23 protein-coding genes are annotated in these 21,911 nt (G+C 69.8%); 14 read left to right on the top strand and 9 right to left on the bottom strand.

Going from position 1 to position 21,911, the window contains the following annotated elements; genetic code table 11:
- Positions 1-24 precede the first annotated feature (24 nt).
- From sdhA to OO69_RS10235, 3 genes are all read left to right on the top strand, one after another.
- Positions 25-1,779 carry a succinate dehydrogenase flavoprotein subunit gene (gene sdhA / locus OO69_RS10245; protein WP_033280158.1) on the top strand — a complete coding sequence of 585 codons (1,755 nt, stop codon included), beginning with the start codon at positions 25-27 and terminating at the stop codon, positions 1,777-1,779.
- Positions 1,779-2,558 carry a succinate dehydrogenase iron-sulfur subunit gene (locus tag OO69_RS10240; protein ID WP_033280157.1) on the top strand — a complete coding sequence of 260 codons (780 nt, stop codon included), beginning with the start codon at positions 1,779-1,781 and terminating at the stop codon, positions 2,556-2,558. Before sdhA ends, OO69_RS10240 begins: the two co-directional genes overlap by 1 nt.
- A gap of 158 nt (positions 2,559-2,716) precedes the next feature.
- Positions 2,717-3,325, top strand: coding sequence for a Uma2 family endonuclease (locus OO69_RS10235; RefSeq protein ID WP_033280156.1), 609 nt, complete (start codon positions 2,717-2,719; stop codon positions 3,323-3,325).
- 59 nt (positions 3,326-3,384) lie between these two features.
- Here the strand turns inward: OO69_RS10235 and OO69_RS10230 are convergent, their stop codons facing one another.
- The gene (locus tag OO69_RS10230) at positions 3,385-3,753 is read right to left on the bottom strand and encodes a VOC family protein (RefSeq protein WP_033280155.1); all 369 of its coding nucleotides are present in this window, start codon (positions 3,751-3,753) and stop codon (positions 3,385-3,387) included.
- Positions 3,754-3,816: 63 nt separating this feature from the next.
- Here OO69_RS10230 and OO69_RS10225 point away from each other — a divergent pair, with 63 nt between their 5' ends.
- The 5 genes from OO69_RS10225 (at position 3,817) to OO69_RS10205 (ending at position 6,614) form a co-directional block, all read left to right on the top strand.
- Positions 3,817-4,278 carry a MarR family winged helix-turn-helix transcriptional regulator gene (locus OO69_RS10225; RefSeq protein ID WP_033280154.1) on the top strand — a complete coding sequence of 154 codons (462 nt, stop codon included), beginning with the start codon at positions 3,817-3,819 and terminating at the stop codon, positions 4,276-4,278.
- A gap of 93 nt (positions 4,279-4,371) precedes the next feature.
- Positions 4,372-4,782, top strand: a complete 411-nt coding sequence (locus OO69_RS10220; RefSeq protein ID WP_033280153.1) for a VOC family protein — start codon at positions 4,372-4,374, stop codon at positions 4,780-4,782.
- Positions 4,783-4,877: 95 nt separating this feature from the next.
- Positions 4,878-5,285 (top strand): hypothetical protein, encoded by a 408-nt coding sequence (locus OO69_RS10215; protein ID WP_033280152.1) that lies wholly within the window; start codon positions 4,878-4,880, stop codon positions 5,283-5,285.
- 4 nt (positions 5,286-5,289) lie between these two features.
- On the top strand, positions 5,290-5,802 hold the full coding sequence (locus OO69_RS10210; protein WP_033280151.1) for a thiol-disulfide oxidoreductase DCC family protein: 513 nt from the start codon (positions 5,290-5,292) through the stop codon (positions 5,800-5,802).
- Positions 5,803-5,813: 11 nt separating this feature from the next.
- Positions 5,814-6,614 (top strand): TetR family transcriptional regulator, encoded by an 801-nt coding sequence (locus OO69_RS10205; protein WP_033280150.1) that lies wholly within the window; start codon positions 5,814-5,816, stop codon positions 6,612-6,614.
- 4 nt (positions 6,615-6,618) lie between these two features.
- Here OO69_RS10205 and OO69_RS10200 read toward each other — a convergent pair whose 3' ends face one another.
- Positions 6,619-9,021 carry an MMPL family transporter gene (locus OO69_RS10200; RefSeq protein WP_033280149.1) on the bottom strand — a complete coding sequence of 801 codons (2,403 nt, stop codon included), beginning with the start codon at positions 9,019-9,021 and terminating at the stop codon, positions 6,619-6,621.
- 188 nt (positions 9,022-9,209) lie between these two features.
- Between OO69_RS10200 and OO69_RS10195 the strand changes: the two genes are divergently transcribed.
- Positions 9,210-9,896, top strand: a complete 687-nt coding sequence (locus tag OO69_RS10195; RefSeq protein WP_033280148.1) for a response regulator transcription factor — start codon at positions 9,210-9,212, stop codon at positions 9,894-9,896.
- Positions 9,893-11,350, top strand: a complete 1,458-nt coding sequence (locus OO69_RS10190; protein WP_033280147.1) for a sensor histidine kinase — start codon at positions 9,893-9,895, stop codon at positions 11,348-11,350. The genes OO69_RS10195 and OO69_RS10190 overlap by 4 nt, the downstream gene beginning before the upstream one ends.
- Before the next feature lie 13 nt (positions 11,351-11,363).
- Here OO69_RS10190 and OO69_RS10185 read toward each other — a convergent pair whose 3' ends face one another.
- The 4 genes from OO69_RS10185 to OO69_RS10170 form a co-directional block, all read right to left on the bottom strand.
- Positions 11,364-11,765: an ATP-binding protein gene (locus OO69_RS10185; protein ID WP_033280146.1), complete on the bottom strand. Its 402-nt coding sequence runs from the start codon at positions 11,763-11,765 to the stop codon at positions 11,364-11,366.
- Between the two features lie 126 nt (positions 11,766-11,891).
- Positions 11,892-13,448: an ABC transporter substrate-binding protein gene (locus OO69_RS10180; protein ID WP_033280145.1), complete on the bottom strand. Its 1,557-nt coding sequence runs from the start codon at positions 13,446-13,448 to the stop codon at positions 11,892-11,894.
- Between the two features lie 196 nt (positions 13,449-13,644).
- A complete protein-coding gene (locus OO69_RS10175; RefSeq protein WP_033280144.1) occupies positions 13,645-14,880 on the bottom strand; it encodes a metallophosphoesterase in 1,236 nt (411 codons plus the stop codon).
- 4 nt (positions 14,881-14,884) lie between these two features.
- The gene (locus tag OO69_RS10170) at positions 14,885-15,124 is read right to left on the bottom strand and encodes an SCO4848 family membrane protein (protein ID WP_033280279.1); all 240 of its coding nucleotides are present in this window, start codon (positions 15,122-15,124) and stop codon (positions 14,885-14,887) included.
- 91 nt (positions 15,125-15,215) lie between these two features.
- Between OO69_RS10170 and OO69_RS10165 the strand changes: the two genes are divergently transcribed.
- Positions 15,216-16,523 carry a D-alanyl-D-alanine carboxypeptidase gene (locus OO69_RS10165; RefSeq protein ID WP_324604550.1) on the top strand — a complete coding sequence of 436 codons (1,308 nt, stop codon included), beginning with the start codon at positions 15,216-15,218 and terminating at the stop codon, positions 16,521-16,523.
- On the opposite strand, the gene OO69_RS10160 is transcribed toward OO69_RS10165, so the two are convergent.
- Positions 16,471-17,424, bottom strand: coding sequence for a YihY/virulence factor BrkB family protein (locus OO69_RS10160; protein ID WP_033280142.1), 954 nt, complete (start codon positions 17,422-17,424; stop codon positions 16,471-16,473). The two genes, OO69_RS10165 and OO69_RS10160, sit on opposite strands and share 53 nt — an antisense overlap.
- Positions 17,425-17,594: 170 nt before the next feature.
- Between OO69_RS10160 and OO69_RS10155 the strand changes: the two genes are divergently transcribed.
- Positions 17,595-18,338 (top strand): decaprenylphospho-beta-D-erythro-pentofuranosid-2-ulose 2-reductase, encoded by a 744-nt coding sequence (locus tag OO69_RS10155; protein WP_033280141.1) that lies wholly within the window; start codon positions 17,595-17,597, stop codon positions 18,336-18,338.
- 6 nt (positions 18,339-18,344) lie between these two features.
- Here OO69_RS10155 and OO69_RS10150 read toward each other — a convergent pair whose 3' ends face one another.
- Together OO69_RS10150 and trpS are read right to left on the bottom strand one after the other, a co-directional pair.
- Positions 18,345-18,923, bottom strand: a complete 579-nt coding sequence (locus tag OO69_RS10150; protein WP_033280278.1) for a 2'-5' RNA ligase family protein — start codon at positions 18,921-18,923, stop codon at positions 18,345-18,347.
- Positions 18,924-19,109: 186 nt separating this feature from the next.
- Positions 19,110-20,123: a tryptophan--tRNA ligase gene (trpS, locus tag OO69_RS10145; protein ID WP_033280277.1), complete on the bottom strand. Its 1,014-nt coding sequence runs from the start codon at positions 20,121-20,123 to the stop codon at positions 19,110-19,112.
- Positions 20,124-20,223: 100 nt separating this feature from the next.
- On the opposite strand from trpS, the gene OO69_RS10140 reads away from it, so the two are divergent.
- Both OO69_RS10140 and OO69_RS10135 read left to right on the top strand, forming a co-directional pair.
- Positions 20,224-20,826 carry an RNA polymerase sigma factor gene (locus OO69_RS10140; RefSeq protein ID WP_199810916.1) on the top strand — a complete coding sequence of 201 codons (603 nt, stop codon included), beginning with the start codon at positions 20,224-20,226 and terminating at the stop codon, positions 20,824-20,826.
- Entirely contained in the window at positions 20,813-21,784 is a 972-nt protein-coding gene (locus OO69_RS10135) for a hypothetical protein (RefSeq protein WP_234444393.1), read from the top strand. The genes OO69_RS10140 and OO69_RS10135 overlap by 14 nt, the downstream gene beginning before the upstream one ends.
- Positions 21,785-21,911 lie beyond the last annotated feature (127 nt).

Genomic DNA, 21,911 nt, shown 5'->3' with positions numbered 1-21,911 from the left:
GGGCTGAGGGACTGAGGAATTCTGATGAAGATCCACAAATACGACACCGTCATCGTCGGCGCCGGCGGCGCCGGTATGCGCGCCGCGATCGAGTCGACGAAGCGCAGCCGCACCGCGGTCCTGACGAAGCTCTACCCCACCCGCTCCCACACGGGCGCCGCGCAGGGCGGTATGGCCGCCGCGCTCGCCAACGTGGAGGAGGACAACTGGGAGTGGCACACCTTCGACACGATCAAGGGCGGTGACTACCTGGTCGACCAGGACGCCGCCGAGATCCTGGCGAAGGAGGCCATCGACTCGGTCCTCGACCTGGAGAAGATGGGCCTGCCGTTCAACCGCACGCCCGACGGGACGATCGACCAGCGCCGCTTCGGCGGTCACAGCCGCAACCACGGCGAGGCCCCGGTCCGCCGGTCCTGCTACGCGGCCGACCGCACCGGCCACATGATCCTCCAGACGCTGTACCAGAACTGCGTGAAGGAGGGCGTGGAGTTCTTCAACGAGTTCTACGTCCTCGACCAGCTGATCGCCGACGTCGACGGCGTGAAGACGTCGGTCGGCGTGGTCGCGTACGAGCTGGCGACCGGCGAGATCCACGTCTTCCAGGCGAAGGCCGTGATCTACGCGTCCGGCGGCTGCGGCAAGTTCTTCAAGGTGACGTCGAACGCGCACACCCTGACCGGCGACGGCCAGGCCGCGGTGTACCGGCGCGGGCTGCCGCTGGAGGACATGGAGTTCTTCCAGTTCCACCCGACCGGCATCTGGCGCATGGGCATCCTGCTGACGGAGGGCGCCCGCGGTGAGGGCGGCATCCTCCGCAACAAGGACGGCGAGCGCTTCATGGAGAAGTACGCGCCGGTCATGAAGGACCTCGCGTCCCGTGACGTCGTGTCCCGCTCCATCTACACGGAGATCCGTGAGGGCCGCGGCTGCGGTCCCGAGGGCGACCACGTCTACCTCGACCTCACGCACCTCCCGCCGGAGCAGCTCGACGCGAAGCTCCCGGACATCACCGAGTTCGCGCGCACCTACCTCGGTATCGAGCCGTACACGGACCCGATCCCGATCCAGCCCACCGCGCACTACGCGATGGGTGGCATCCCGACGAACGTCGAGGGTGAGGTCCTCACCGACAACACCACCGTCGTCCCGGGCCTGTACGCGGCCGGCGAGGTCGCCTGCGTCTCCGTCCACGGCGCCAACCGCCTCGGCACCAACTCGCTCCTGGACATCAACGTGTTCGGGCGCCGGGCGGGCATCGCGGCGGCGGAGTACAGCCAGAAGGCGTCCTACGTCGAGCTGCCTGAGGACCCGGCGCAGCAGGTCATCGACCAGGTCGAGAACCTGCGCAACTCCACGGGCACCGAGCGCGTGGCGGTCCTGCGCCGCGAGCTGCAGGAGACCATGGACGCGAACGTCATGGTGTTCCGCACCGAGCAGACCATCAAGACGGCGGTCGAGAAGATCGCGGAGCTGCGCGAGCGCTACCGCAACGTCTCGATCCAGGACAAGGGCCGCCGGTTCAACACGGACCTGCTTGAGGCCATCGAGCTGGGCAACCTGCTCGACCTCGCCGAGGTCATGGCGGTCTCGGCGCTCGCCCGCAAGGAGTCCCGCGGCGGTCACTACCGCGAGGACTACCCGAACCGCGACGACGTCAACTTCATGCGCCACACCATGGCGTACCGCGAGGTCGGCGACGACGGCACCGAGTCCATCCGTCTCGACTACAAGCCGGTCGTCCAGACCCGCTACCAGCCGATGGAGCGTAAGTACTGATGGCTACCCCTGTTCTGGACAAGGCGGAAGCGGCCGGCCAGCCCGAGCCCGGCTTCGCCGACTCCCCCTACATCACGGTCACCTTCCGGATCCGCCGCTTCAACTCCGAGGTCTCGGCGGAAGCGGTCTGGGAGGACTTCCAGCTGGAGATCGACCCCAAGGAGCGCGTCCTCGACGGCCTCCACAAGATCAAGTGGGACCTCGACGGCACGCTGACGTTCCGCCGCTCGTGCGCGCACGGCATCTGCGGTTCGGACGCGATGCGGATCAACGGCAAGAACCGTCTCGCCTGCAAGACCCTGATCAAGGACCTCAACCCCGAGAAGCCGATCACGGTCGAGCCGATCAAGGGTCTGACGGTCCTGAAGGACCTGGTCGTCGACATGGACCCGTTCTTCCAGGCGTACCGCGACGTCATGCCGTTCCTGATCACCCACGACACGAACGAGCCGACCCGGGAACGCCTCCAGTCGGCGGAGGACCGCGAGCGCTTCGACGACACCACGAAGTGCATCCTCTGCGCGGCCTGCACGTCCTCGTGCCCGGTCTTCTGGAACGACGGCCAGTACTTCGGCCCGGCCGCCATCGTCAACGCGCACCGCTTCATCTTCGACAGCCGTGACGACGCGGGCGAGCAGCGCCTGGAGATCCTCAACGACCGCGACGGCGTGTGGCGTTGCCGCACGACCTTCAACTGCACGGACGCGTGCCCGCGAGGCATCGAGGTCACGAAGGCGATCCAGGAAGTGAAGCGGGCACTGATCACTCGGCGCTTCTGAGGTTGTTTCCTGTACGTCCCCGAGGGCCCCGTTCCTGTTGTGGAACGGGGCCCTCGGGCGTGGGGGGCCACGATCGGGTGAAGCGCCTCTTTCAGGGCTCCTGAGGGCTGCCCGGCCTACGATGATGCTCTCGACACCAGCCCAGCAGGAGGCACGCGATGTCCGCAGCATCCGTCGAGCGGCCCCACGACGACCGTTCGCTGATCGCGGAGGCGAACCGTCTCGCGGACCGCAACCCGGGCAACCGAGTCGAGATCATCGGAGGCCTGATCGTCATGTCCCCGCCCCCGGACGGAGCCCACGCCGCCGCCCTGACCGACCTCATGGTTCCTTTCATCGCAGCCGGACTGCACGGAACCGAGTCGATGGTGCTCCAAGGCATCGGGCTCTGGTTGTCCAGCGGCGCCGAGGACTACGCGATCCCGGACCTCGCACTGGTGGACGCGGACTTCCAGGAACACCTCGTCGAGAACAGCTGCTACGACCCCATCGCCTTCCGCCTCGTCCTGGAAGTCACGTCGAGCAACTACCAGGCCGACCTGCGCACGAAGGTCACTGCCTATGCGGGTTCCAACGTGCCCGTGTACGTGATCGTCGACCGCAAACACCAGCGTCTCCACGTCCTGACGGACCCGGCCACAGGCGAGTACACCAACCACCGCATCCACGCCCCCGGCGAACTCGTCACCCTCCCCGACACCCTCGGCGCGAAGGTCACCCTCGACGTGGCGGAAATCCTCAAGGCCGGTCAGCCTAAGGGCGATTGAGGCTCAAGCCACAGGCGGCGGTCAGCGCTTCCGTGGCCGAGAGATCTCCCTCTCACACCTCAGCCCCGGTCGTGGAGTGTCACCTGGTAGCCGTCGGGGTCCGCGAACGTGAACGTGCGGCCGAACGGTCCGTCGACGGGTGCCGAGACGATCGTCGTGCCGTCGGCGGCGAGGGCGTCGTGGATGTCCTGCGCGTCGGGGGCGTGCAGCCACAGCGCCATTCCCTGGCCCGGCTGGGCGATCGCGTCCAGGTCGACGCCCGCGACGACGTCGCGGACGGCGAACGCGATCGGCTTGGTGTCGAACACGACGGCGTGCGGCGGTCCCGCGTCGGAGCGCTTCAGCCCCAGGTACCGCTCGTAGAAACCGGCGGAGCGCTCCAGGTCGCGCACCTGCAGCGAGATGAAGTCGGGTCCGGTAACGGCCATGATCCTTACCTCCTCACGCATGTCAGTCTTCTGACATAACCCACGGTATGTCAGACTACTGACATGAGTCAAGGCGAGCCCGGAGTCGAGCTGGACACATCGGTGGGGTACATGCTCAAGGCGGCCGCGAGCGCCCTGCACTCCGCACTGGAGGCCGTACTGAAGCCGTTGGGCATGACGATCACCCACTACTCCTGCCTGGAGCTGCTCGCCCAGCGACCGGGCCTGTCCAACTCCGAGCTCGCCCGCGGCACCTTCGTCACCCGGCAGTCGATGAACGTGCTTCTGCAGGCCCTCGAACGCCAGGGACTCGTCGTCCGCCCGGCACAGGCACCCGTCGGCAGGGCCCTGCCCACCGAGCTGACCGACCGCGGGCGCCGTCAGCTCAAGGAGGCCAGCGCCGCGGTCCGCCGCGTCGAGCAGAACATGCTGGCCGATCTGAGCGCCGGCGAACAGGACCAGATGCGACGCCTGCTCACCACGTGCATCGCCTCACTGACCCTGCCGCCCACACCGGCGCCGTAAAGATCACCTCGCGTCGCCTCAACGAGTGATCACCTCACCGGGCCGTCGGACCGCCGCCCGCACCCCTCCCTCTTCACCCTCTAATCTGACGGAATGTCAGATGAAGAGTCGTACGAACTGCTCGGCTTCGACAACCTCCTCCTCCCCGTCGGGGACCTCGCCGAGGCGGTCCCCTTCTACGAACGCGCCGGATTCACCGTCGGGTTCCGCCTCGACGAGGCCGGGATCGCGATCCTGAAGGTCGGCGGCGAGACGCCCGGGGTGCTGCTGCGCCACGAGGAGGGGCTGGGACACCGGCCGCCGCCATGGCCCTCGCCCCGCGTGTGGCTGGAGGTACCGGACGCGCGGAGGGCCGCCCAGCACCTCACCGCCGCCGGGATTCCCCTCCTCGACGCGCCGTCCTCCGTGGCCACCGGGTGGACCGTCGAGATCGCCGACCCCTGGGGCAACGTCATCGGATTCACCGACTACTCGAAGCGGCCGGAGCTGGCGCGGCGGGTGTGACGCAGGTCCCAGCGCACGCGAGTTGAACACGTTCAAAAACGCCCCTACAGTTCTTCCTGTCAGCACTTTTGAACGTGTTCAGAAGGGGGAGGCGCATGGACCGCACGGTCATCGCCTACGTCATCTATCTGATCGTCAGCATCGGACTCACCGTCTGGGTGGCCCGCACGCTCAGCCGCAACGGGCGGATCTTCCTCGCCGACGTCCTCCAGGGGAACGAGAAACTCGCGGAGGCCGTGAACCACCTCCTGGTGGTCGGTTTCTACCTCGTCAACCTCGGGTTCGTCGCCCTGTACCTGAGCGGCGACGGCACCATCGACGACACCCGGGGCATCTTCGAGGCCCTGTCGAAGAAGGTGGGCGTGGTGCTGCTGGTGCTCGGGGTGATGCACCTGGGGAACGTGTTCGTGCTGAACAAGATCCGGCGGCGGGGGGTCATGGAGCGGGAGCAGGTGCCGCCCATCGCGCCGCAGGGGTGGGTTCCGCCGACGGCCGGGGCGTGACGGGGTGGCCCCGGCCCTCGGCGGGACCCAGGACCGGGACGCCTCGCGCGTCCCGGTCCACGGGCTCACCGTCCTCTACGACGCCGACTGCGCCCTGTGCACCTTCGTACGCGACTGGCTCGTACGGCAGCCGCAGTTGGTGCCCCTGGAGCTGGTACCGGCGTCCTCCGAGGAGGCCCGGCGGCGCTTTCCCGGGCTCGACCACCGCGCGCCCCTCGACGAGGTCACCGTCGTCGGCGACTCCGGGCAGGTCTACCAGGGCGCCGCCGCCTGGATCGTCACCCTGTGGGCCCTGCGCGAACAGCGGCCCCTGGCACACCGGTTGAACACCCCGGCCGGGGCCCGCCTCGCCCGGGGCGCCGTCCTCGCCGCCGCCAAGTGGCGCGGGGCGCAGTGGGGCGCCGGGCGGTGGGGCGGCGGGGTGTACCGGCAGGGGGACGGCTGGTCGTACGACCCGCGCCGGGGGTGGACCTACACCGCGCCGGGCTGCGCCGACGGTTCCTGTCCCACTGGATAGGCTCTCTTTCCGTGCCCGCGAAGAACGACAGCCCCGAAGAGGACGGCGGTACGCCCGCCAGGTCCGCGAAGTCCGAGCAGACCCGTGCGCTCATCCTGGAGACAGCCATGCGGCTGTTCCAGGAGCACGGCTACGACAAGACGACGATGCGGGCGATCGCCAAGGAGGCCGGCGTCTCCGTCGGCAACGCGTACTACTACTTCGCCGGCAAGGAGCACCTGATCCAGGGCTTCTACGACCGGCTCGCCGAGGAGCACCGGATCGCGGTCCGCGAGGTGCTGGACCGGGAGACCGATCTGGAGGCGCGGCTCGCGGGCGTGCTGCGCGTGTGGCTGGACGTCGCGAAGCCGTACCACGAGTTCGCGGTGCAGTTCTTCAAGAACGCCGCCGACCCGGACAGCCCGCTGAGCCCGTTCTCCGCGGAGAGTGAGCACGCGCGTGTGCAGGCGATCGACGTCCACAAGGAGGTGCTGTTCGGGGCGAAGACCAAGGTGGCGCCGGAACTGCGGGACGTGCTCCCGGAGTTGATGTGGCTCTCCCAGATGGGGCTCGTGCTCTATTGGGTGTTCGACCGGACCGAGGGCCGTGAGCGGAGTTACCGGCTCGCGGAACGCGGAGCGCGTCTCACCGCGCGCGGGGTGTCCCTCGCGCGCTTCAGGGTGCTGCGACCGCTCGTCCTGGAGGTGCACGAGCTGTTCACGGACTTCCTGCCGGGCATGACCAACGCGCTGCCCGATCCGGCGAAGCCGAAGAAGAAGCAGGAAAGGCGCGGGGCGCCCGCCGACGTGCCTGACGACAACGGGCGCCCCTGAACGCTCAGTTGACGGCGTCCACCTCGCCCTCCGCAAGCTCGACGTCGTAGACCAGCGGACCGTCGGTCACCGCCACGTGGCGGGCGATCGAGCCGTACGAGGTCGCCGTCGTCGCCAGGAGGTAGGTCCCCGGGCCCGGCACCGACACGATGTACGAGCCGTCCGCCAGGGTCTCGACGCGGTCCAGCTGGCGTCCGCCCGCCGACAGGAGCGTCACCGAGGCGCCCTCCAGGGGCTCGCCCTCGGCCGTGCGGACGAAACCGTGAACGGCCGACGCCGGGCCCTCAGGGGCGGCCTGTACGGGCTCCTCGGCGGGTTCCACGGCGAGGTGCGGCAGCGCCTTGTCCAGCCAGCCGGGCAGCCACCAGTTGGACTTGCCCAGCAGGTGCATCGCGGCCGGTACCAGGGCCGTACGCAGGATGAAGGCGTCGAGGGCGACCGCGGCGGCCAGGCCGACGCCCGCCGTCGCCGCGCCGGAGTTGCCGCTGAGGACGAAGGCCAGGAAGACGCAGACCATGATCAGGGCCGCGCTGTTGATGACGCGGCTGGTCTCCGCGAGGCCGACGCGGACCGCGCGGGCGTTGTCCTTGGTGTGGACCCACTCCTCGTGCATACGGCTGACCAGGAACACCTGGTAGTCCATGGAGAGGCCGAACAGCAGGGACAGCATGATGACCGGCAGGAAGGCGTTGATCGGGCCCTCCTTGCCGAGGCCGAGCATGTCCAGGCCCCAGCCCCACTGGAAGATCGCCACCAGCACACCGAAGGAGGCCGCCGCCGCGATGAGGTTCATCAGGGCGGCCGTCAGCGGCACCACGAGCGAGCGGAAGGCCAGCAGGAGGAGCAGGAAGCTCAGGCCGATGATCGTCGCGACGAAGAGCGGGAGGCGGTCGCCCGTGACGGTCGCGAAGTCCTTGGAGATCGCTGTCACGCCCCCGACGTGGCCGGTCACACCGGCCTCGGGTATGACCTTGTCGCGCAGGGTGTCGATCAGGTCGTCCGTCTGCACGGACTGCGGTGAGGTCTTCGGAACGACCTGGATCACCGTCACACCGTGCGCGGGCGGCAGCGCGGCGACCTGGGCCACGTCCTTCGTCGCCCGGATGTTCTCGACCAGCGTGGCGGTGTCGCCGCCCGAAGTGACCACCTGGAGGGGGCCGTTGAAGCCCGGCCCGAAGCCGTCGGCGAGCAGGTCGTACGCCTGCCTGGTGGTCGTCGAGGTGTCGTCGTTGCCCTGGTCGGTGGCGCCGAGGCGCAGCGACAGGATGGGGAAGGCGAGGACGGCCATGACGACTAGGGCGAACGCGGCGATCCGGCGCGGGCGCTTCTGGACGGCGGCCGACCAGCGGGCCGCGAGGTTGTCGGTGCGCTCCGGCTCGGACCCGGTGGCGGCCAGCTTGCGGCGCTGCTTGCGGCTGAGCACCCGCACGCCCAGGAAGCCGAGCAGGGCGGGCAGCAGCGTCGTGGCGGCGAGCACGCTCAGGACGACCGTGAGCGAGGTGCCGATGACCACGCCGTCCAGGAAGCGCAGGTTCGTCACCAGCATCCCGGCGAGCGCGATGCACACCGTGCCGCCCGCGAACAGCACAGCGCGCCCCGAGGTGTTGAGGGCGATGACCGCCGACTCCTCGGGATCCAGGCCGCGTTGGACGCCGCGCCGGTGCCGGGTGACGATGAATAGGGCGTAGTCGATGCCGACGCCGAGGCCGATCAGGGTGGCCAGCAGCGGGGCCAGGTCGGGGATGTCGGTGGTGTGGCTCAGGAGCTGGGTGGAGAACAGGCCCGTACCGACGCCGAAGATCGCGACGCCGATCGGGAGCAGCATCGCGTAGAACGAGCCGAAGGCCAGGAACAGGACGATCGCCGCCGCGAGGATGCCGACGCCCTCGGCGATGCCGCCCGGCGGCTCCTCCACGCGCTGGACGGCCTGGCCGCCCAGTTCGACCTTCAGGCCCTTGCGTTCGGCGTTCTGAGCGGTGTCCACGACGTTCTGGACGAGGTCCTTGGGGACGGCGTTCGCCTGCTCGGCGAAGGTGATCTGCGCGTACGCGATCGTCCCGTCGGAGCTGATCTGCGTCGCGCCCCGGGCGCCCGAGTAAGGGCCGGTGACGCCGCCGACGCCCTTCATGCCGGCGATCTTGTCGAGGGCGGGCTGGATCCGGGACCGTACGGACGGGTCCTTCACCGAACCCGAGTCGACCTTCCAGACCACCGTGTCGGTGTCGCCCGAGGTGTTCGGGAAGGCCTTCGCCATCTGGTCGTACGCGCTCTTGGAGTCCGTGTCCGGGAGGGAGAAGACGTTCGCGTAGTCCGTCCCCGCCGCCGAGGCCGACAGGCCCAGGCCGAACAACGCCCCCACCCACAGCAACAGGACCACCAGCCGGTGCCGATAGCACCACCGTGCCAATGCCGCCACGCTCAACGCTCCTTATTCGCAACCGGGTTGACCCGGTCGATCGGTCGGATGGTCCCCCAGGTCCTGCGCTACAGAATTGGCGGCGGCACGCACGCGTGGACACGCATCGGGCATGACTCTCAAGGAACTCCAAAGACCGGACCGGCCCGGTTGTCAGTGCCCGGGCCGATACTGGGGGCATGACGGCTCCAGGAACCGTGCTGGTGGTGGAGGACGAACCGAGCATCGCGGACGTCCTCGCCATCGCGCTGCGCTACCACCGCTTCGAGGTGATGGTCGCGGGCACCGTGCGCGAGGCGCTCGCCCTCGCCGAGCGCACCCGCCCGGACTGCGCGCTGCTCGACGTGATGCTCCCGGACGGCGACGGCCGCGCCCTGGGGCAGGAACTGCGCGCCCGCAGGCCGGACCTGGCGGTCGTCTTCCTCACCGCGCGGGACGCGCCCGCCGAGATCGTCGGCGCCCTGGGCTTCGGCGACGACTACATCACCAAGCCCTTCGACATCGACGTGGTCGTCGCCCGCATCACCGCCGTCCTGCGCCGCACCCGCCCCGCCGACGTCCTCCCCCAGCGCCCGCCCCTGCGCTACGGCGACCTGGAGCTGGACGAGACGACGTACTCGGTGCACCGCGCGGGCAACTCGGTCGAGCTGACCCCCACGGAGTACGCCCTGCTGCGCTTCCTGGTGCGCAACGGCGGGCGGGTCGTGCCCAAGGAGCAACTGCTGCGCCACGTCTGGCAGTACGAGCACACCCCGCCGGAGTCGACCGTCGTGGAGACCTACATCAGCTATCTGCGGCGCAAGCTGGAGACCCTGGGACCGCCCGTGATCACCACGCGGCGGGGCGTCGGATACGGGCTCGCATGAGGAAGTTCACCCTCCCGAACTGCGAGCGCGGCGCCCACTCCCTGCGCGCCAAGCTGACCCTGGCCAACCTCGCGCTGCTGGCGCTCGGCATCGTGATGGCCACCGCCGTCAGCCTGATGGGCATGCGGCACTATCTGCTCGCCCAGGTCGACACCGAGCTGACCAAGTCCCGTGACTCGCTGAGCGGTTCGCAGCTCACCATTCCGCAGCTCAACATGCTGAGCACGCTGTCCGGCATCGGCGACCATCTGATGCCCCAGGAGAGCGCCGACTCACCGAACCCGGACAAGGTGTTCGCGGCGGTCGACTCCCAGGGCACGGTGCTCACGATCGCCGGCTTCGCCCCGACCACCGACCAGCGGGCGCTCGCCGCCGTCTTCAGTGACCCGGCAGCGCTGGCCGCCGACGGCACACCGCGCGACATCTCGCTGCGCCACGCCCCCTACCGGGCGATCGGGACCCGGCTCGCCGACGGCACGTACATCCTGATCGCCGCCTCCACCGGCGGCCTCCACAACGGCATGGCCAAGGCCCTCAAGCTGGACCTCGCCTTCGGCAGCCTGCTGCTCGTCCTGCTCGCCGCGCTGACCATGATGAGCGTGCGACGGCGGATGCTGCCCCTGGAGGACATGGTCGAGACCTCGACGGCCATCGCCGAGGGCGACCTGACCCGGCGCGTGCCCTCCAGCCACCATCCGACGCAGGAGGTCGAGCAGCTGCGGGTCGCCCTCAACTCCATGCTCCACCAGGTGGAGTCGGCGTACCGCACGCGCGAGCGGACGGCGGCCCAGCTACGCCGTTTCGTGGCGGACGCCTCGCACGAGCTGCGCACCCCGCTGTCGGCGATACGCGGCTACCTCCAGCTGTACGACAAGGGCATGCTGACCGAGCCCGACGAGCGCAAGCGGGCCTGGGACCGGATGAACGCGGAGGCGGACCGCATGGGCCGTCTCGTCGACGAACTCCTCATGCTGGCCCGCCTGGACCAGCAGCCCGAACTGCGCTTCCGCAGCGTCGATCTGAGCCGCCTGGTGCGCGACGCCGCCGAGGATCTCCGGGTGCAGCAGCCGGAGCGGCCCGTCACGGTCGGCGCCGACGGCTCCCTCCTGGTGCGCGCCGACGAGTCGGGCCTGCGCCAGGTACTCGGCAACCTGGTGACCAACGTCCGCACGCACACGCCCGCGGACGTGCCCGTACGGCTCGGTCTGGAGCGCGAGGACGGCGTCGTACGGCTGTGTGTCGCGGACCAGGGTCCGGGGCTCTGCGAGGACGACGCGGCGCGCGTCTTCGACCGCTTCTTCCGGGCGGGCGGTGGCGCGGGCAGCGGTCTGGGGCTGGCGATCGTGCAGGGCGTCGTCAAGGCGCACGGCGGGGACGTGGCGGTGCGGACGGCGCCGGGCGAGGGGCTCGCGGTGACGGTGACGCTGCCGACGCGGACGCCGGTGCCGTCGTAGGAGTCCGCGGGAGTCAGGTGTCGGCCTGGACCAGGGCCCACACCGTCTTGCCGTGCGGACCGCGGCTCCAGACGCCCCAGGCGGCCGCGATGCCCTCCACGAGGTGGAGACCCCGGCCGGCCTCCTCCAGGGCCGTCACGACCCGCAGGCGGGGCTCCAGGCGGCCCTCGTCCGACACCTCTATGAGGCAGGAGCCGTCCGCGAGGGCCGTCACCGCCACCTCGAACTCCCGCTCCAGGAGCGGCCCGTGGCGTACGACGTTGGTCGCCAGCTCGGACACCAGCAGCACCGCGTCCTGGAGCGCCGGGTCGTCACTCCGGTGTCCCCAGTCGGCCAGATGGTCCCGGACCCGGCGCCGGGCGAGACCCACGGAAGCCGGGTGCCGGGGCAGCCGGAAGGCGTTGCGTCTGACCACGTCGGCTCCTCACCCCGCACACCTCCGTCACATGGTGCTGCGTGCGATGGCCCACCGGCGTCACTCGGACAAAAGATCGAACAAAGGTCAGTCCCGCGGCATCACGTCCGGTGCCGCGGGACCACCTCAGATCCAGTCCAGCGCCCACAGCCGGAACACGCCTGTGCCGTCCGTGAGATAGGAGATGCCGCCGACGTCCTCGCTGCTCACGACGTACTCCTTGCGCTGCCACAGCGGGATCAGCGGCACGTCCGCGGCCACGTCCGACTGGAGGTCGCGGAAGTCGTCGTCGACGCGGCTGCGGTCGGCGAACTTCTGGCTGCTGAGGATGAGTTGGTCGACGATCTTGTTGCTGTAACCGGTGTTCATGGTGGAGCCGGTGCCGACGAGCGGGGAGCCGAAGGTGTCCGGGTCGGGGTAGTCGGCGACCCAGCCGACGGCGTACGCGTCCAGCTTGCCGGTCGCCCAGCGCTTCTGGAAGTCGGTCCACTCGTAGCCCTTGACGTCCACCTTGAAGAGCCCGCTCGCCTCCAGCTGCTTCTTCAGCTCGGCGGCCTCCTCCTTGCCGGCGCCGTGCCCGATGCCGTAGCCGTAGGTGAAGTGCACCGGGACGGAGACGTCGGCCTCTTCGAGGAGTTCCTTCGCCTTCTCGACGTTCTGGGAGGGGTAGTCGTCGAAGAAGGACGTCGTGTGGCCGACGATGCCGGTGGGGATCAGCGAGTACAGCGGGTCGACCGTGCCGTCGTACACCGTGGCGGCCAGCTGCTCGCGGTTGATCAGCCAGGCCATCGCCCGCCGGACGAGGACGTCGTGCAGGGGCGTGCCCTTACGGGTGTTGAGGTACAGGTTGCGGGTCTCGGAGCTGTCCGCCTCCGACACGCGCTGGTTGGGATCGCTCGCGGAGAGCCCGGAGAGCATCTTCGGGGGCAACTGGCGGGTGGCGACCTGGACCTGCTTCGCCTGGTACGCCTTCTGCAGCGCGTCCGAGTCGGCGTAGTAGCGCAGCTCGATCGGGCTCCCGGTGCTGCTGACGGCACCCTTGTAGTGGCTGTTCGGCGAAAGGACCGCCTTCTTGTCCTTCGTATACGCGGACAGGGTGTACGGCCCGGTGCCGTCGACCTGGTAGCCGTTGCGCGGGGCGTCCTTCGGGTACTTGGTGCTGTCGACGATCGCGCCCGCACCGGTGGCCACCTTGAACGGGAACGTGGCGTCCGGGGACGACAGATGGAAAGTGACCGTCATCCCGGAGGCGTCGACCGAGCCGAGCGTGGAGAGCAGCGACGACGGACCCACATCGGAGTTGATCTTCTTGACCCGGTCGAAGGAGAACTTCACGTCCTCGGCGGTCATCGCGCGCCCGCTCGGGAAGGTGAGCCCCTCGCGCACCACACAGCGGTACGTCGTCAGCCCGCCGCCCACGAACGCGCAGCTCTTGGCCGCGTCCGGCACGGGTGTCGTCCCGCCGGAGTCGAACGTCATCAGCGACTGGAAGACGTTGCTGTACAGCGCCCACGAACCGGCGTCGTACGCGGCGGCCGGGTCGAGGGACGTGACAGCGTCCGTCGTCCCGACCGTGATCGTCTTGTCCTTGCTCCCGTCCGAGGGCAGCAACTGCCAGCCCCCGACTCCCACGGCCGCCAGAACCAGCAGCGTCGCGAGAATCCGTATGCGAACCGACCGCATCGGTGTGCCCTCCCGAGGGCCCTCCCGGGCCCCTCCCATATGCCACTCCCCTAGTGGCGCGGATCACCTAACCACAGGAGTTTCATCCGGGGGAAGAGGGTTCTGCCGAGATGAGAAAGAACTTACCGACCAGTGTTAATTGCCCGTTTCACAGGCGGTTCTCAGCCAGTGCGCAGGCATCCTCCGGCATGGGCAACTAGGCCTGTTTCGAGGCCAGTTCGACGACCGTGATGTCCGACGGCGCCCCCACGCGCGTGGGCGGTCCCCAGGCGCCCGCGCCCCTGCTGACGTACAGCTCGGTGTCGCCGTACCGCTCCAGGCCAGCGACCGTCGGATTGGCCGCCGCCGCGATGAAGTTGCCGGGCCACAACTGGCCGCCGTGGGTGTGTCCTGAGAGCTGGAGGTCGACGCCGTGCTTGACGGCCTCGTGGATCTGCACGGGCTGGTGCGCGAGCAGCACGCACGCGCGCGTGGTGTCCCGGTCCCCGAGCGCCTTCCCGAAGTCGGGCCCCTGCCCCTCGCTCTCGCCCTGGAGGTCGTTGACCCCGGCGAGGTCGAAACCGGCCAGTTCGGTACGGGCGTTCTCCAGGGTGTGGATCCCGAGCGTGCGGACTTCTTCCAGCCACTGCTGGGCGCCGGAGAAGTACTCGTGATTACCCGTGACAAAGAAGCTGCCGTGCCGCGCCTTCAGCCCGGCCAGGGGTGCCGCGGCGGGCCCCAGGTTCTTGACACTGCCGTCGACCAGGTCGCCGACGACCGCGATGAGATCGGGCTGGGTCGCGTTGATCGTGTCGACGACCTTCTGCGCGAAACCCCGCCCCAGAAGCGGCCCCAGGTGGATGTCACTGACGACAGCGATCCTGTACCCGTGCGCGGACCGCGGCAGTTTGGCCAACGGCACGGTGACCCGCTTGACGCTCGGCCCGCGCAGCACGCCGTAGGTGCCGTATCCGACGGTCCCGACGGCGGCAGCGGCGGCGGCACCCCCGACGACACGGGAGACGAAGAGACGACGCGAGGGGGCGCTCCGCGGCGCTTCAGGGGCCTCTGCGGGAACGGTCGCGGAGTCCGGGGCCTCGTGCGCTTCCACGGCCGTCTCGGGCCGCCCACGCCGTTCGAGGAGCCGGCGCAGCAGCGGTCGTAGGACCTCACCCGCGAGGACGGCCAGGAGCAGGTAGATCGCCAGGGCCATCCACAGGAAGCCGGGCCAGCCGAGGACCTGTTGGAGCCAGAAGGGCGCGCCGCCGCGTTCGGCAACCAGGGCCGCGATCATCAGCACCGGGCCGGCGACGAGCACGGCCGTGCCGGTGATCCGGGCGGGGCCCCACGCGCGCGTGGTGTCGCGGACGAGACGGCGCCAGACGTACCAGTGGAGCCCGCCGAGGACGGCGACGGCGACCAGGGCCACGAGGGCGATGACGACGACGGCCACTTCTTTATGACGTCTCGCGCAGTGCGCGCAGTCCACGCAACCCGAGGCCCCCGATGACCGTCCCCAATACGAAGGAGACGACGGCGAGGGTCAGGTGCACCCAGAAGTACGCCGTCGGATGGCCGTCGTCGAAGGCCAGTCCGCTCGTGTCCTTGACCAGGTTCTTGACGAAAGTGACCCAGATGACCCAGCTCCACACCCCGAAGGCGAGCAGGAACCAGGAGACGGGGCGGCTGAGCTTCATGAGTCCAGTATCGCCGTCGTCCCCGGGGGCCCGTGTCCGGGGTGGGGCCGGTGACGGGACTTCGGGTCCCCCGGCATGTACGTTCTCGTCCGTGCCCGCTCCACTGCAGACCATCAGGCGACCCCTGCTGGTGCTTTCCGCCGCCCTGTCGTCCCTCGCGCTCACCGCGCCCGTCGCCCTCGCGGCCCCGAGTCCGACGCCGACGCCGACCTCGAGTTCGTCGGCGAGTCCTACGGCCACTCCCCCGGCGAACATGTCGTCGGTGGGCGGCACCCGCCTCGGCCAGGCGGGGACCCAGGTCAATCTGACGTCCGGCGTCCCGGTGCTGCCGAAGGACGTGACCGCGCGGTCGTGGATCGTGTCCGACGCCGAGTCGGGCGCGGTGCTCGCCTCGCACAACGCGCACTGGCGGCTGCCTCCGGCGAGCACCCTGAAGATGCTGTTCGCGGACACCGTGCTGCCGAAGTTCCCGAAGACGACCGAGCACAAGGTCGTCGCGTCGGACCTGGCGGGCATGGGCACCGGTTCCAGCCTCGTCGGGATAAAGGAGGGCGAGAGCTACACGGTCCACGACCTGTGGCTCGGGGTCTTCCTGCGCTCCGGCAACGACGCGGTGCACGTCCTGTCCCACATGAACGGGGGCGTCGCCAAGACCGTCTCCGACATGAACGCGCACGCCCAGGACCTCCAGGCACTCGACACGCGCGTGGTGACGCCGGACGGCTACGACGAGCCGGGGCAGGTCTCGTCGGCGTACGACCTGACGCTGTTCGCGCGCTCCGGGCTGCAGAAGAAGGACTTCAGGGAGTACTGCTCGACGGTGAGCGCGAAGTTCCCGGGCGAGACGACGAAGAAGAAGGGCAAGTCGGTCCGCGGGACCTTCGACATCCAGAACACCAACCGGCTGCTGAGCGGCGACTCGGACGTGTCGGTGTACCCGGGCATCGCGGGCGTCAAGAACGGCAACACCACCAACGCGGGCGCGACCTTCACCGGAGTCGCCGAGCGCAACGGCAAGGTGCTGCTGGTGACGGTCATGAACCCGGAGAAGGACGAGCACAACGAGGTCTACAAGGAGGCCGCGAAGATCCTCGACTGGGGCTTCCAGGCGGACGGGAAGGTCCAGCCGGTGGGAGAGCTCGTCGCACCCAAGAACGTCCCGCAGGCGAGCGCACAGCCGGGTGCTACGGCCACCGGGGAGGCGGGCGGGGACACCTCCACGAAGCCGAGCGCCGGCGGGTCGGCCTCGGCGACGGCCTCCGAGGACGACGGTTCGAGCGGGGTCGGGATCGCGCTCGCGGTCGCCGGCGGGCTGCTGGTGCTGCTCGCGGCCGGGGTCTTCCTGGTCAACCGGCGCTGGCCGCTGCCGGATCTGGTCCGTCGTCGCCCTCGTCCCTGACCTTCGGGTTCTCGGTCTCGTCGGCCGGGTCGTACTCGTCGTCCTCGGGGTCCCCCTTGCTCGGCGTCGCCGTCCAGGCGGCGCAGAACAGGACCAGCTTCGAGGTGAAGTTCATCCACAGGAGCAGTGCCACGGGGACGCCGAACGCGCCGTACATGCTCTTCGCGGCCACGCCCTGGATGTAGCCGCTGAGCAGCAGCTTCAGGAGTTCGAAGCCGACCGCGCCGATCAGCGCGGCCACGGAGAGCCGGCGGCGCGGCGGTTCGACGCCGGGCAGCAGCGTCAGGACGTAGAGCAGCAGCAGGAAGTCGACGAACACGGCGACGGCGAACGCGGCGATACGCAGCAGGATCCCGCCCCAGCCGCCCTGCACCAGGCCCAGTTCGCGGCTGATCCAGTCGACCAGGGCGGAGGCGACGGTGGAGATGGCGATCGTCGCGAGGACGGCGCCGCCCAGGCCGATCAGCACCCCGGTGTCGATGAGTTTGCGCAGGAGGGGGTTCTCGTCGCGGTCGGGCAGCTCCCACACCGCGCGCAGACACTCGCGCATCGAGCCGACCCAGCCGATGCCGGTGAACAGCAGGACGGCACCGGCGATGAGACCGATGGTGCCCGCGTTGTCCACCAGGGAACCGATGTTGAGCTGGTCGGAGATGCCGGGGACCTGCTCGGCGATCTTGTCCTGCAGCTGGTGCTGCTGGTCGGTGCTCAGGGTGGCGGCGGCGATCGCGGCGGCCACGGTCAGCAGCGGGAACAGCGCGATGAAGCTGATGAACGTCATCGCGGCGGCCAGCTGCGACCACTTCACCCGGTCCAGCCGCTCGTACGACCGCCACGCGTGCGTGAGCATCAGGCGCGCCACCGGCGGCCCGATGAAGGGGAGCTTCTTCAGCCAGTCCATGATCCGATTCTGCCCTCGTCCGCGAGACCGATGTGCGGGTACCCAGGGAACTCGCGTGCGTGGCGTCCCGGGGAGTGGCAATTGGACGGCATCCGATTAATCGCCCATTTCAGGGAGGGCGCCGACGCCGTACGGTGAACTGCCCATAAGCGGGCGATACGGTCACCGGCATGCGTCCTCCACAGTCCCTCCTCGTCCTCGGCGGTACGTCCCGGATCGCGCTGGCCACCGCCCGCAGACTCATCGCCCGCCGGACCCGCACGGTGTGGCTGGCGGGCCGTCCGTCACCCGCCCTGGAGAGTGCCGCTTCGGAACTGCGCGCCCTGGGGGCCGAGGTCCACACCGTCGCCTTCGACGCGCTCGACCCCGACTCCCACGAGATGGTCCTCGGCAAGGTCTTCGCCGAGGGCGACGTCGACATGGTGCTGCTCGCCTTCGGCGTCCTCGGTGACCAGGCGCGGGACGAGCGCGAACCGGCCGCCGCGGTGCGTGTCGCGCGGACCAACTACGTCGGTGCCGTGGCGGCCGGTCTGGTCAGCGCGCGGGCGTTGCAGACCCAGGGACACGGCTCCCTGGTGGTGCTCTCCTCGGTCGCCGGCGAACGGGCCCGCCGCGCGAACTTCATCTACGGCTCCAGCAAGGCCGGCCTGGACACCTTCACCCAGGGGCTGGGCGACGCGCTGCACGGCACGGGCGTGCACGTCATGATCGTACGCCCGGGGCTCGTCCGGTCGAGGACCATGGCCGACCCGAAGGCGGCGTCGCTCACGACCACCCCCGAAGCCGTCGCCGCAGCCATCGAACTGGGCCTGCGCCGCGGCTCGGAGACGGTGTGGGTACCGGGAACCCTGCGCGTGGTGACATCGCTGGTACGGCACCTGCCACGCGGGCTGTTCCGGCGGCTGGCGGTCTGAGAGCGCTCAGTGGCTGGGGATCGTGCCGCGCTCGGTGTGGGCCGCCTGGGGCGGCACGACGGCCCCTCCGAAGGCGAACTCGCGCATCTTGCGCCAGACGCCGTCGGGGCCCTGTTCGTAGAGCGCGAAGCCGGTGCACGACCACTCCGCGCGGTAGTCGGCGAGCGCTTCGTAGGCGCGGTCCATCAGCTCGTCGTCGATGCCGTGCGCCACGGTGACGTGCGGGTGGTACGGGAAGTGCAGGTCGCGCGCCACGGGACCGGAGGCGTCGCGGATCTGCTTCTGCAGCCAGGTGCAGGCGGAGGCTCCCTCGGCCACCTGGACGTAGACGACCGGGGACAGCGGCCGGAAGGTCCCGGTGCCGGACAGCCGCATCGGGAAGGGGCGCCCGGCGGCGGCGACGTCGACCAGGTGGGCCTCGATCGCGGGGAGTTGTGAGGCGTCCACCTCGGTCGGCGGCAACAGCGTGACGTGCGTGGGGATGCCGTGAGCAGCGGCGTCGCCGAAGCCCGCGCGCCGCTCCTGGAGCAGGCTGCCGTGAGGCTCCGGGACCGCGATCGACACACCGATCGTTACGGTCCCCACGTCGTCTCCTGTCGTCCTGTCGATGGTCCTGATGGTGGTCTTCATGGTGAGCGGGGCGGTCACGCGCGCGGCCACCCGGCTATCGACTGTACGGCCACACCTGAGTTGTGGGCAGGCGCAACCGTAGTGATGTGCAGCGCTCTGTCCAGTGGTACGTCAGTCGGTACTTGGGTGCGGCCGTACGCCTCAGTGCTTGGCGGGCAGGAAGCCGACCCGGTCGTACACCTGGGCGAGGGTCTCGGCCGCGACGGCTCGCGCCTTCTCCGCGCCCTTGGCCAGGATCGAGTCGAGCGTCTCCGGGTCGTCCAGATACTGCTGGGTGCGCTCCCTGAAGGGCGTCACGAACTCGACCATGACCTCGGCGAGGTCCGTCTTGAGCGCACCGTAGCCCTTGCCCTCGTACTTCTGCTCCAGTTCCGGGATTCCGGTGCCGGTGAGGGTCGAGTAGATGGTGAGCAGGTTGCTGACGCCCGGCTTGTGCTCCGCGTCGTAGCGGATCACGGTGTCCGTGTCGGTGACCGCGCTCTTGACCTTCTTGGCGGTCGCCTTCGGGTCGTCGAGAAGGTTGATGAGGCCCTTCGGGGTCGACGCCGACTTGCTCATCTTGATCGACGGGTCCTGAAGGTCGTAGATCTTCGCCGTCTCCTTGAGGATGTACGGCTTCGGGATCGTGAAGGTCTCGCCGAAGCGGCCGTTGAAGCGCTCGGCGAGGTCGCGGGTCAGCTCGATGTGCTGGCGCTGGTCCTCGCCGACCGGCACCTCGTGCGCCTGGTACAGCAGGATGTCGGCGACCTGGAGGATCGGGTACGTGAACAGGCCGACGCTGGCGCGGTCGGCGCCCTGCTTGGCGGACTTGTCCTTGAACTGAGTCATGCGGGACGCCTCACCGAAGCCGGTCAGGCAGTTCATGACCCAGGCGAGCTGGGCGTGCTCGGGGACATGGCTCTGGACGAAGAGCGTGCAGCGCTCCGGGTCGAGCCCGGCGGCCAGCAGCTGCGCGGTGGCGAGCCGGGTGTTGGCGCGCAGGTCCGCCGGGTCCTGCGGGACCGTGATCGCGTGCAGGTCGACGACCATGTAGAACGCGTCGTGGGACTCCTGCAGGGCCACCCACTGGCGGACGGCGCCGAGGTAGTTGCCGAGGTGGAACGAGCCTGCTGTGGGCTGGATTCCGGAGAGCACGCGGGGTCGGTCTGTCGCCATGTTCACCATTCTCTCAGGTCTCGGGACCCGGTCCGGAACTGGTTCGGAAGAGATGTGACACGGGTGGGAACCGATCCGGTTCGGGCGGTGTACCAAATGTGTGGAGACGCGGGAGGGGGGCCGCATCGTCGATGAGGCCGCGGTGATCGCACGCGTACGCGCCGGAGAGCCGGAGGCGTACGCGGAGCTGGTGCGGGCCCACACGGGCATCGCACTCAGGGCGGCCGCGGCACTCGGGGCGGGAGCGGACGGAGAAGACGTGGTGCAGCAGGCCTTCGTCAAGGCGTACTGCGCGCTGGGCAGGTTCCGGGACGGCGCGGCGTTCAAGCCGTGGCTGCTGTCGATCGTCGCCAATGAGACGAGGAACACAGTGCGTACAGCGGCGCGTCAGCGCACGCTCGCCGGCCGGGAGGCGGCGTTCGCGGAGGCCGAGCCGCTGATACCGGAATCGGCGGACCCTGCGGTCGCCACGCTGGAGACGGAGCGCCGCGCGGCCCTGCTCTCCGCCCTGGACCAGCTGAGCGAGGACCACCGCCTGGTCGTGACCTACCGCTATCTCCTGGAGATGGACGAACCGGAGACGGCCCAGGCCCTGGGCTGGCCACGCGGCACGGTGAAGTCCCGGCTGAACCGCGCACTGAAGAAACTCGGGCGGTTGCTGCCGGATTTCCGACCTCGGGAAGGGGGTGATGAGTGTGAGTGACGGACGGGAGTCGTACGACGGTGAGGGCGCCGATGAAGGTGCCCGTGCCGGTACGGGTGAGGAGGCCGGGCGTCGGCAGGTGGGCCGCGATGGGCGCGTGGATGCCTCTCGGTTGCCCGCGGAGTTGCGGGCGTTGGGGCGTTCGCTGGACGCGCGGGGTGGTGACGGGGGCGAGGCCTCGGGGTCCGAGACGATGGTCGAGCGGGTGCTGGCGCAGATATTGGCCGAGCAGATCCCGGTCCCCGTCCAGGAGGCCGGGCCGACCGGGGTCCGGGAGCGGCTGCGTGCCGTCCGGCGCTGGATGCGGATGCGGCGGCGGTCGCTGGTGGCGGCCCTGTGCGGCGTGCTGACGGTGCTCGTGCTCACGCCTCCGGTGCGGGCGGCGGTCTTCGACTGGTTCGGCTTCGGCGGGGTCGAGGTGCGGTACGACCCGTCGGCGGTGCCCTCGGCCGGGGCCGAGGTGCCCGGGTGCGGGCGGTCGGTGACGCTGGCGCAGGCCGGTCGGCGGGCGGGGTTCGAGCCGGTGGTGCCGGACGCGTTGGGCGTACCGGACGCGGTGACGGTGACCGGCGAGCCGCGGGGGCGTTTCCTGGTGAGCCTGTGCTGGCGGGAGGGCGGTCGCACGGTCCGGGTCGACGAGTATCCGGCGCGGCTGGACATCGGTTTCGCCAAGACGGTGCGCGAGCCGCCGGAGTGGCTGTCGCTGAGCGGGACCGTCCCGCCGGAGGGCATACAGGACCCGGCGCTGTGGTTCGCGCGACCGCATCTGCTGAGCTTCTGGCTGGTGGACGCGGACGGGGACCGTTATACGCGGGAGGAGCGGACGGCGGGGCCGACGCTGCTGTGGACCCATGTGGCCGGTGGGGTACCGGGCGAGAATCTGACGTTCCGTCTGGAGGGGGTGGGGTCGAAGGGGCGGGCCCTGGAGATCGCGCGGTCGCTCGATCGGCGGGGGTAGGGCGAGCTGTGCAAGTGGCGCGAACCGTGCGAGCAGTGCGGGTAGTCCAGACGGCTCGGGCGGGGTGGGAACCTCGGCGGGCCGAGCGGTGTACCAGAAGTGACAGGCGGCTCACGGACGGGCCGTA

The sequence above is a fragment of the Streptomyces sp. NRRL F-525 genome, assembly GCF_000716605.1.
Classification (GTDB): domain Bacteria; phylum Actinomycetota; class Actinomycetes; order Streptomycetales; family Streptomycetaceae; genus Streptomyces.
This window is presented reverse-complemented; position numbering and strand designations above follow the sequence as displayed.

Excerpts from the sequence above, each read along its gene's own strand:
- OO69_RS10215 (WP_033280152.1), top strand. The coding sequence starts at position 4,878 with ATGGACCGCACGGTCATCGCCTACGTCATCTATCTGATCGTCAGCATC.
- OO69_RS10195 (WP_033280148.1), top strand. The coding sequence starts at position 9,210 with ATGACGGCTCCAGGAACCGTGCTGGTGGTGGAGGACGAACCGAGCATC.
- OO69_RS10160 (WP_033280142.1), bottom strand. The coding sequence starts at position 17,424 with ATGGACTGGCTGAAGAAGCTCCCCTTCATCGGGCCGCCGGTGGCGCGC.
- sdhA (WP_033280158.1), top strand. The coding sequence starts at position 25 with ATGAAGATCCACAAATACGACACCGTCATCGTCGGCGCCGGCGGCGCC.
- OO69_RS10170 (WP_033280279.1), bottom strand. The coding sequence starts at position 15,124 with ATGAAGCTCAGCCGCCCCGTCTCCTGGTTCCTGCTCGCCTTCGGGGTG.
- OO69_RS10225 (WP_033280154.1), top strand. The coding sequence starts at position 3,817 with ATGAGTCAAGGCGAGCCCGGAGTCGAGCTGGACACATCGGTGGGGTAC.
- OO69_RS10180 (WP_033280145.1), bottom strand. The coding sequence starts at position 13,448 with ATGCGGTCGGTTCGCATACGGATTCTCGCGACGCTGCTGGTTCTGGCG.
- OO69_RS10135 (WP_234444393.1), top strand. The coding sequence starts at position 20,813 with ATGAGTGTGAGTGACGGACGGGAGTCGTACGACGGTGAGGGCGCCGAT.
- OO69_RS10190 (WP_033280147.1), top strand. The coding sequence starts at position 9,893 with ATGAGGAAGTTCACCCTCCCGAACTGCGAGCGCGGCGCCCACTCCCTG.
- OO69_RS10240 (WP_033280157.1), top strand. The coding sequence starts at position 1,779 with ATGGCTACCCCTGTTCTGGACAAGGCGGAAGCGGCCGGCCAGCCCGAG.
- OO69_RS10220 (WP_033280153.1), top strand. The coding sequence starts at position 4,372 with ATGTCAGATGAAGAGTCGTACGAACTGCTCGGCTTCGACAACCTCCTC.
- OO69_RS10235 (WP_033280156.1), top strand. The coding sequence starts at position 2,717 with ATGTCCGCAGCATCCGTCGAGCGGCCCCACGACGACCGTTCGCTGATC.
- trpS (WP_033280277.1), bottom strand. The coding sequence starts at position 20,123 with ATGGCGACAGACCGACCCCGCGTGCTCTCCGGAATCCAGCCCACAGCA.
- OO69_RS10230 (WP_033280155.1), bottom strand. The coding sequence starts at position 3,753 with ATGGCCGTTACCGGACCCGACTTCATCTCGCTGCAGGTGCGCGACCTG.
- OO69_RS10155 (WP_033280141.1), top strand. The coding sequence starts at position 17,595 with ATGCGTCCTCCACAGTCCCTCCTCGTCCTCGGCGGTACGTCCCGGATC.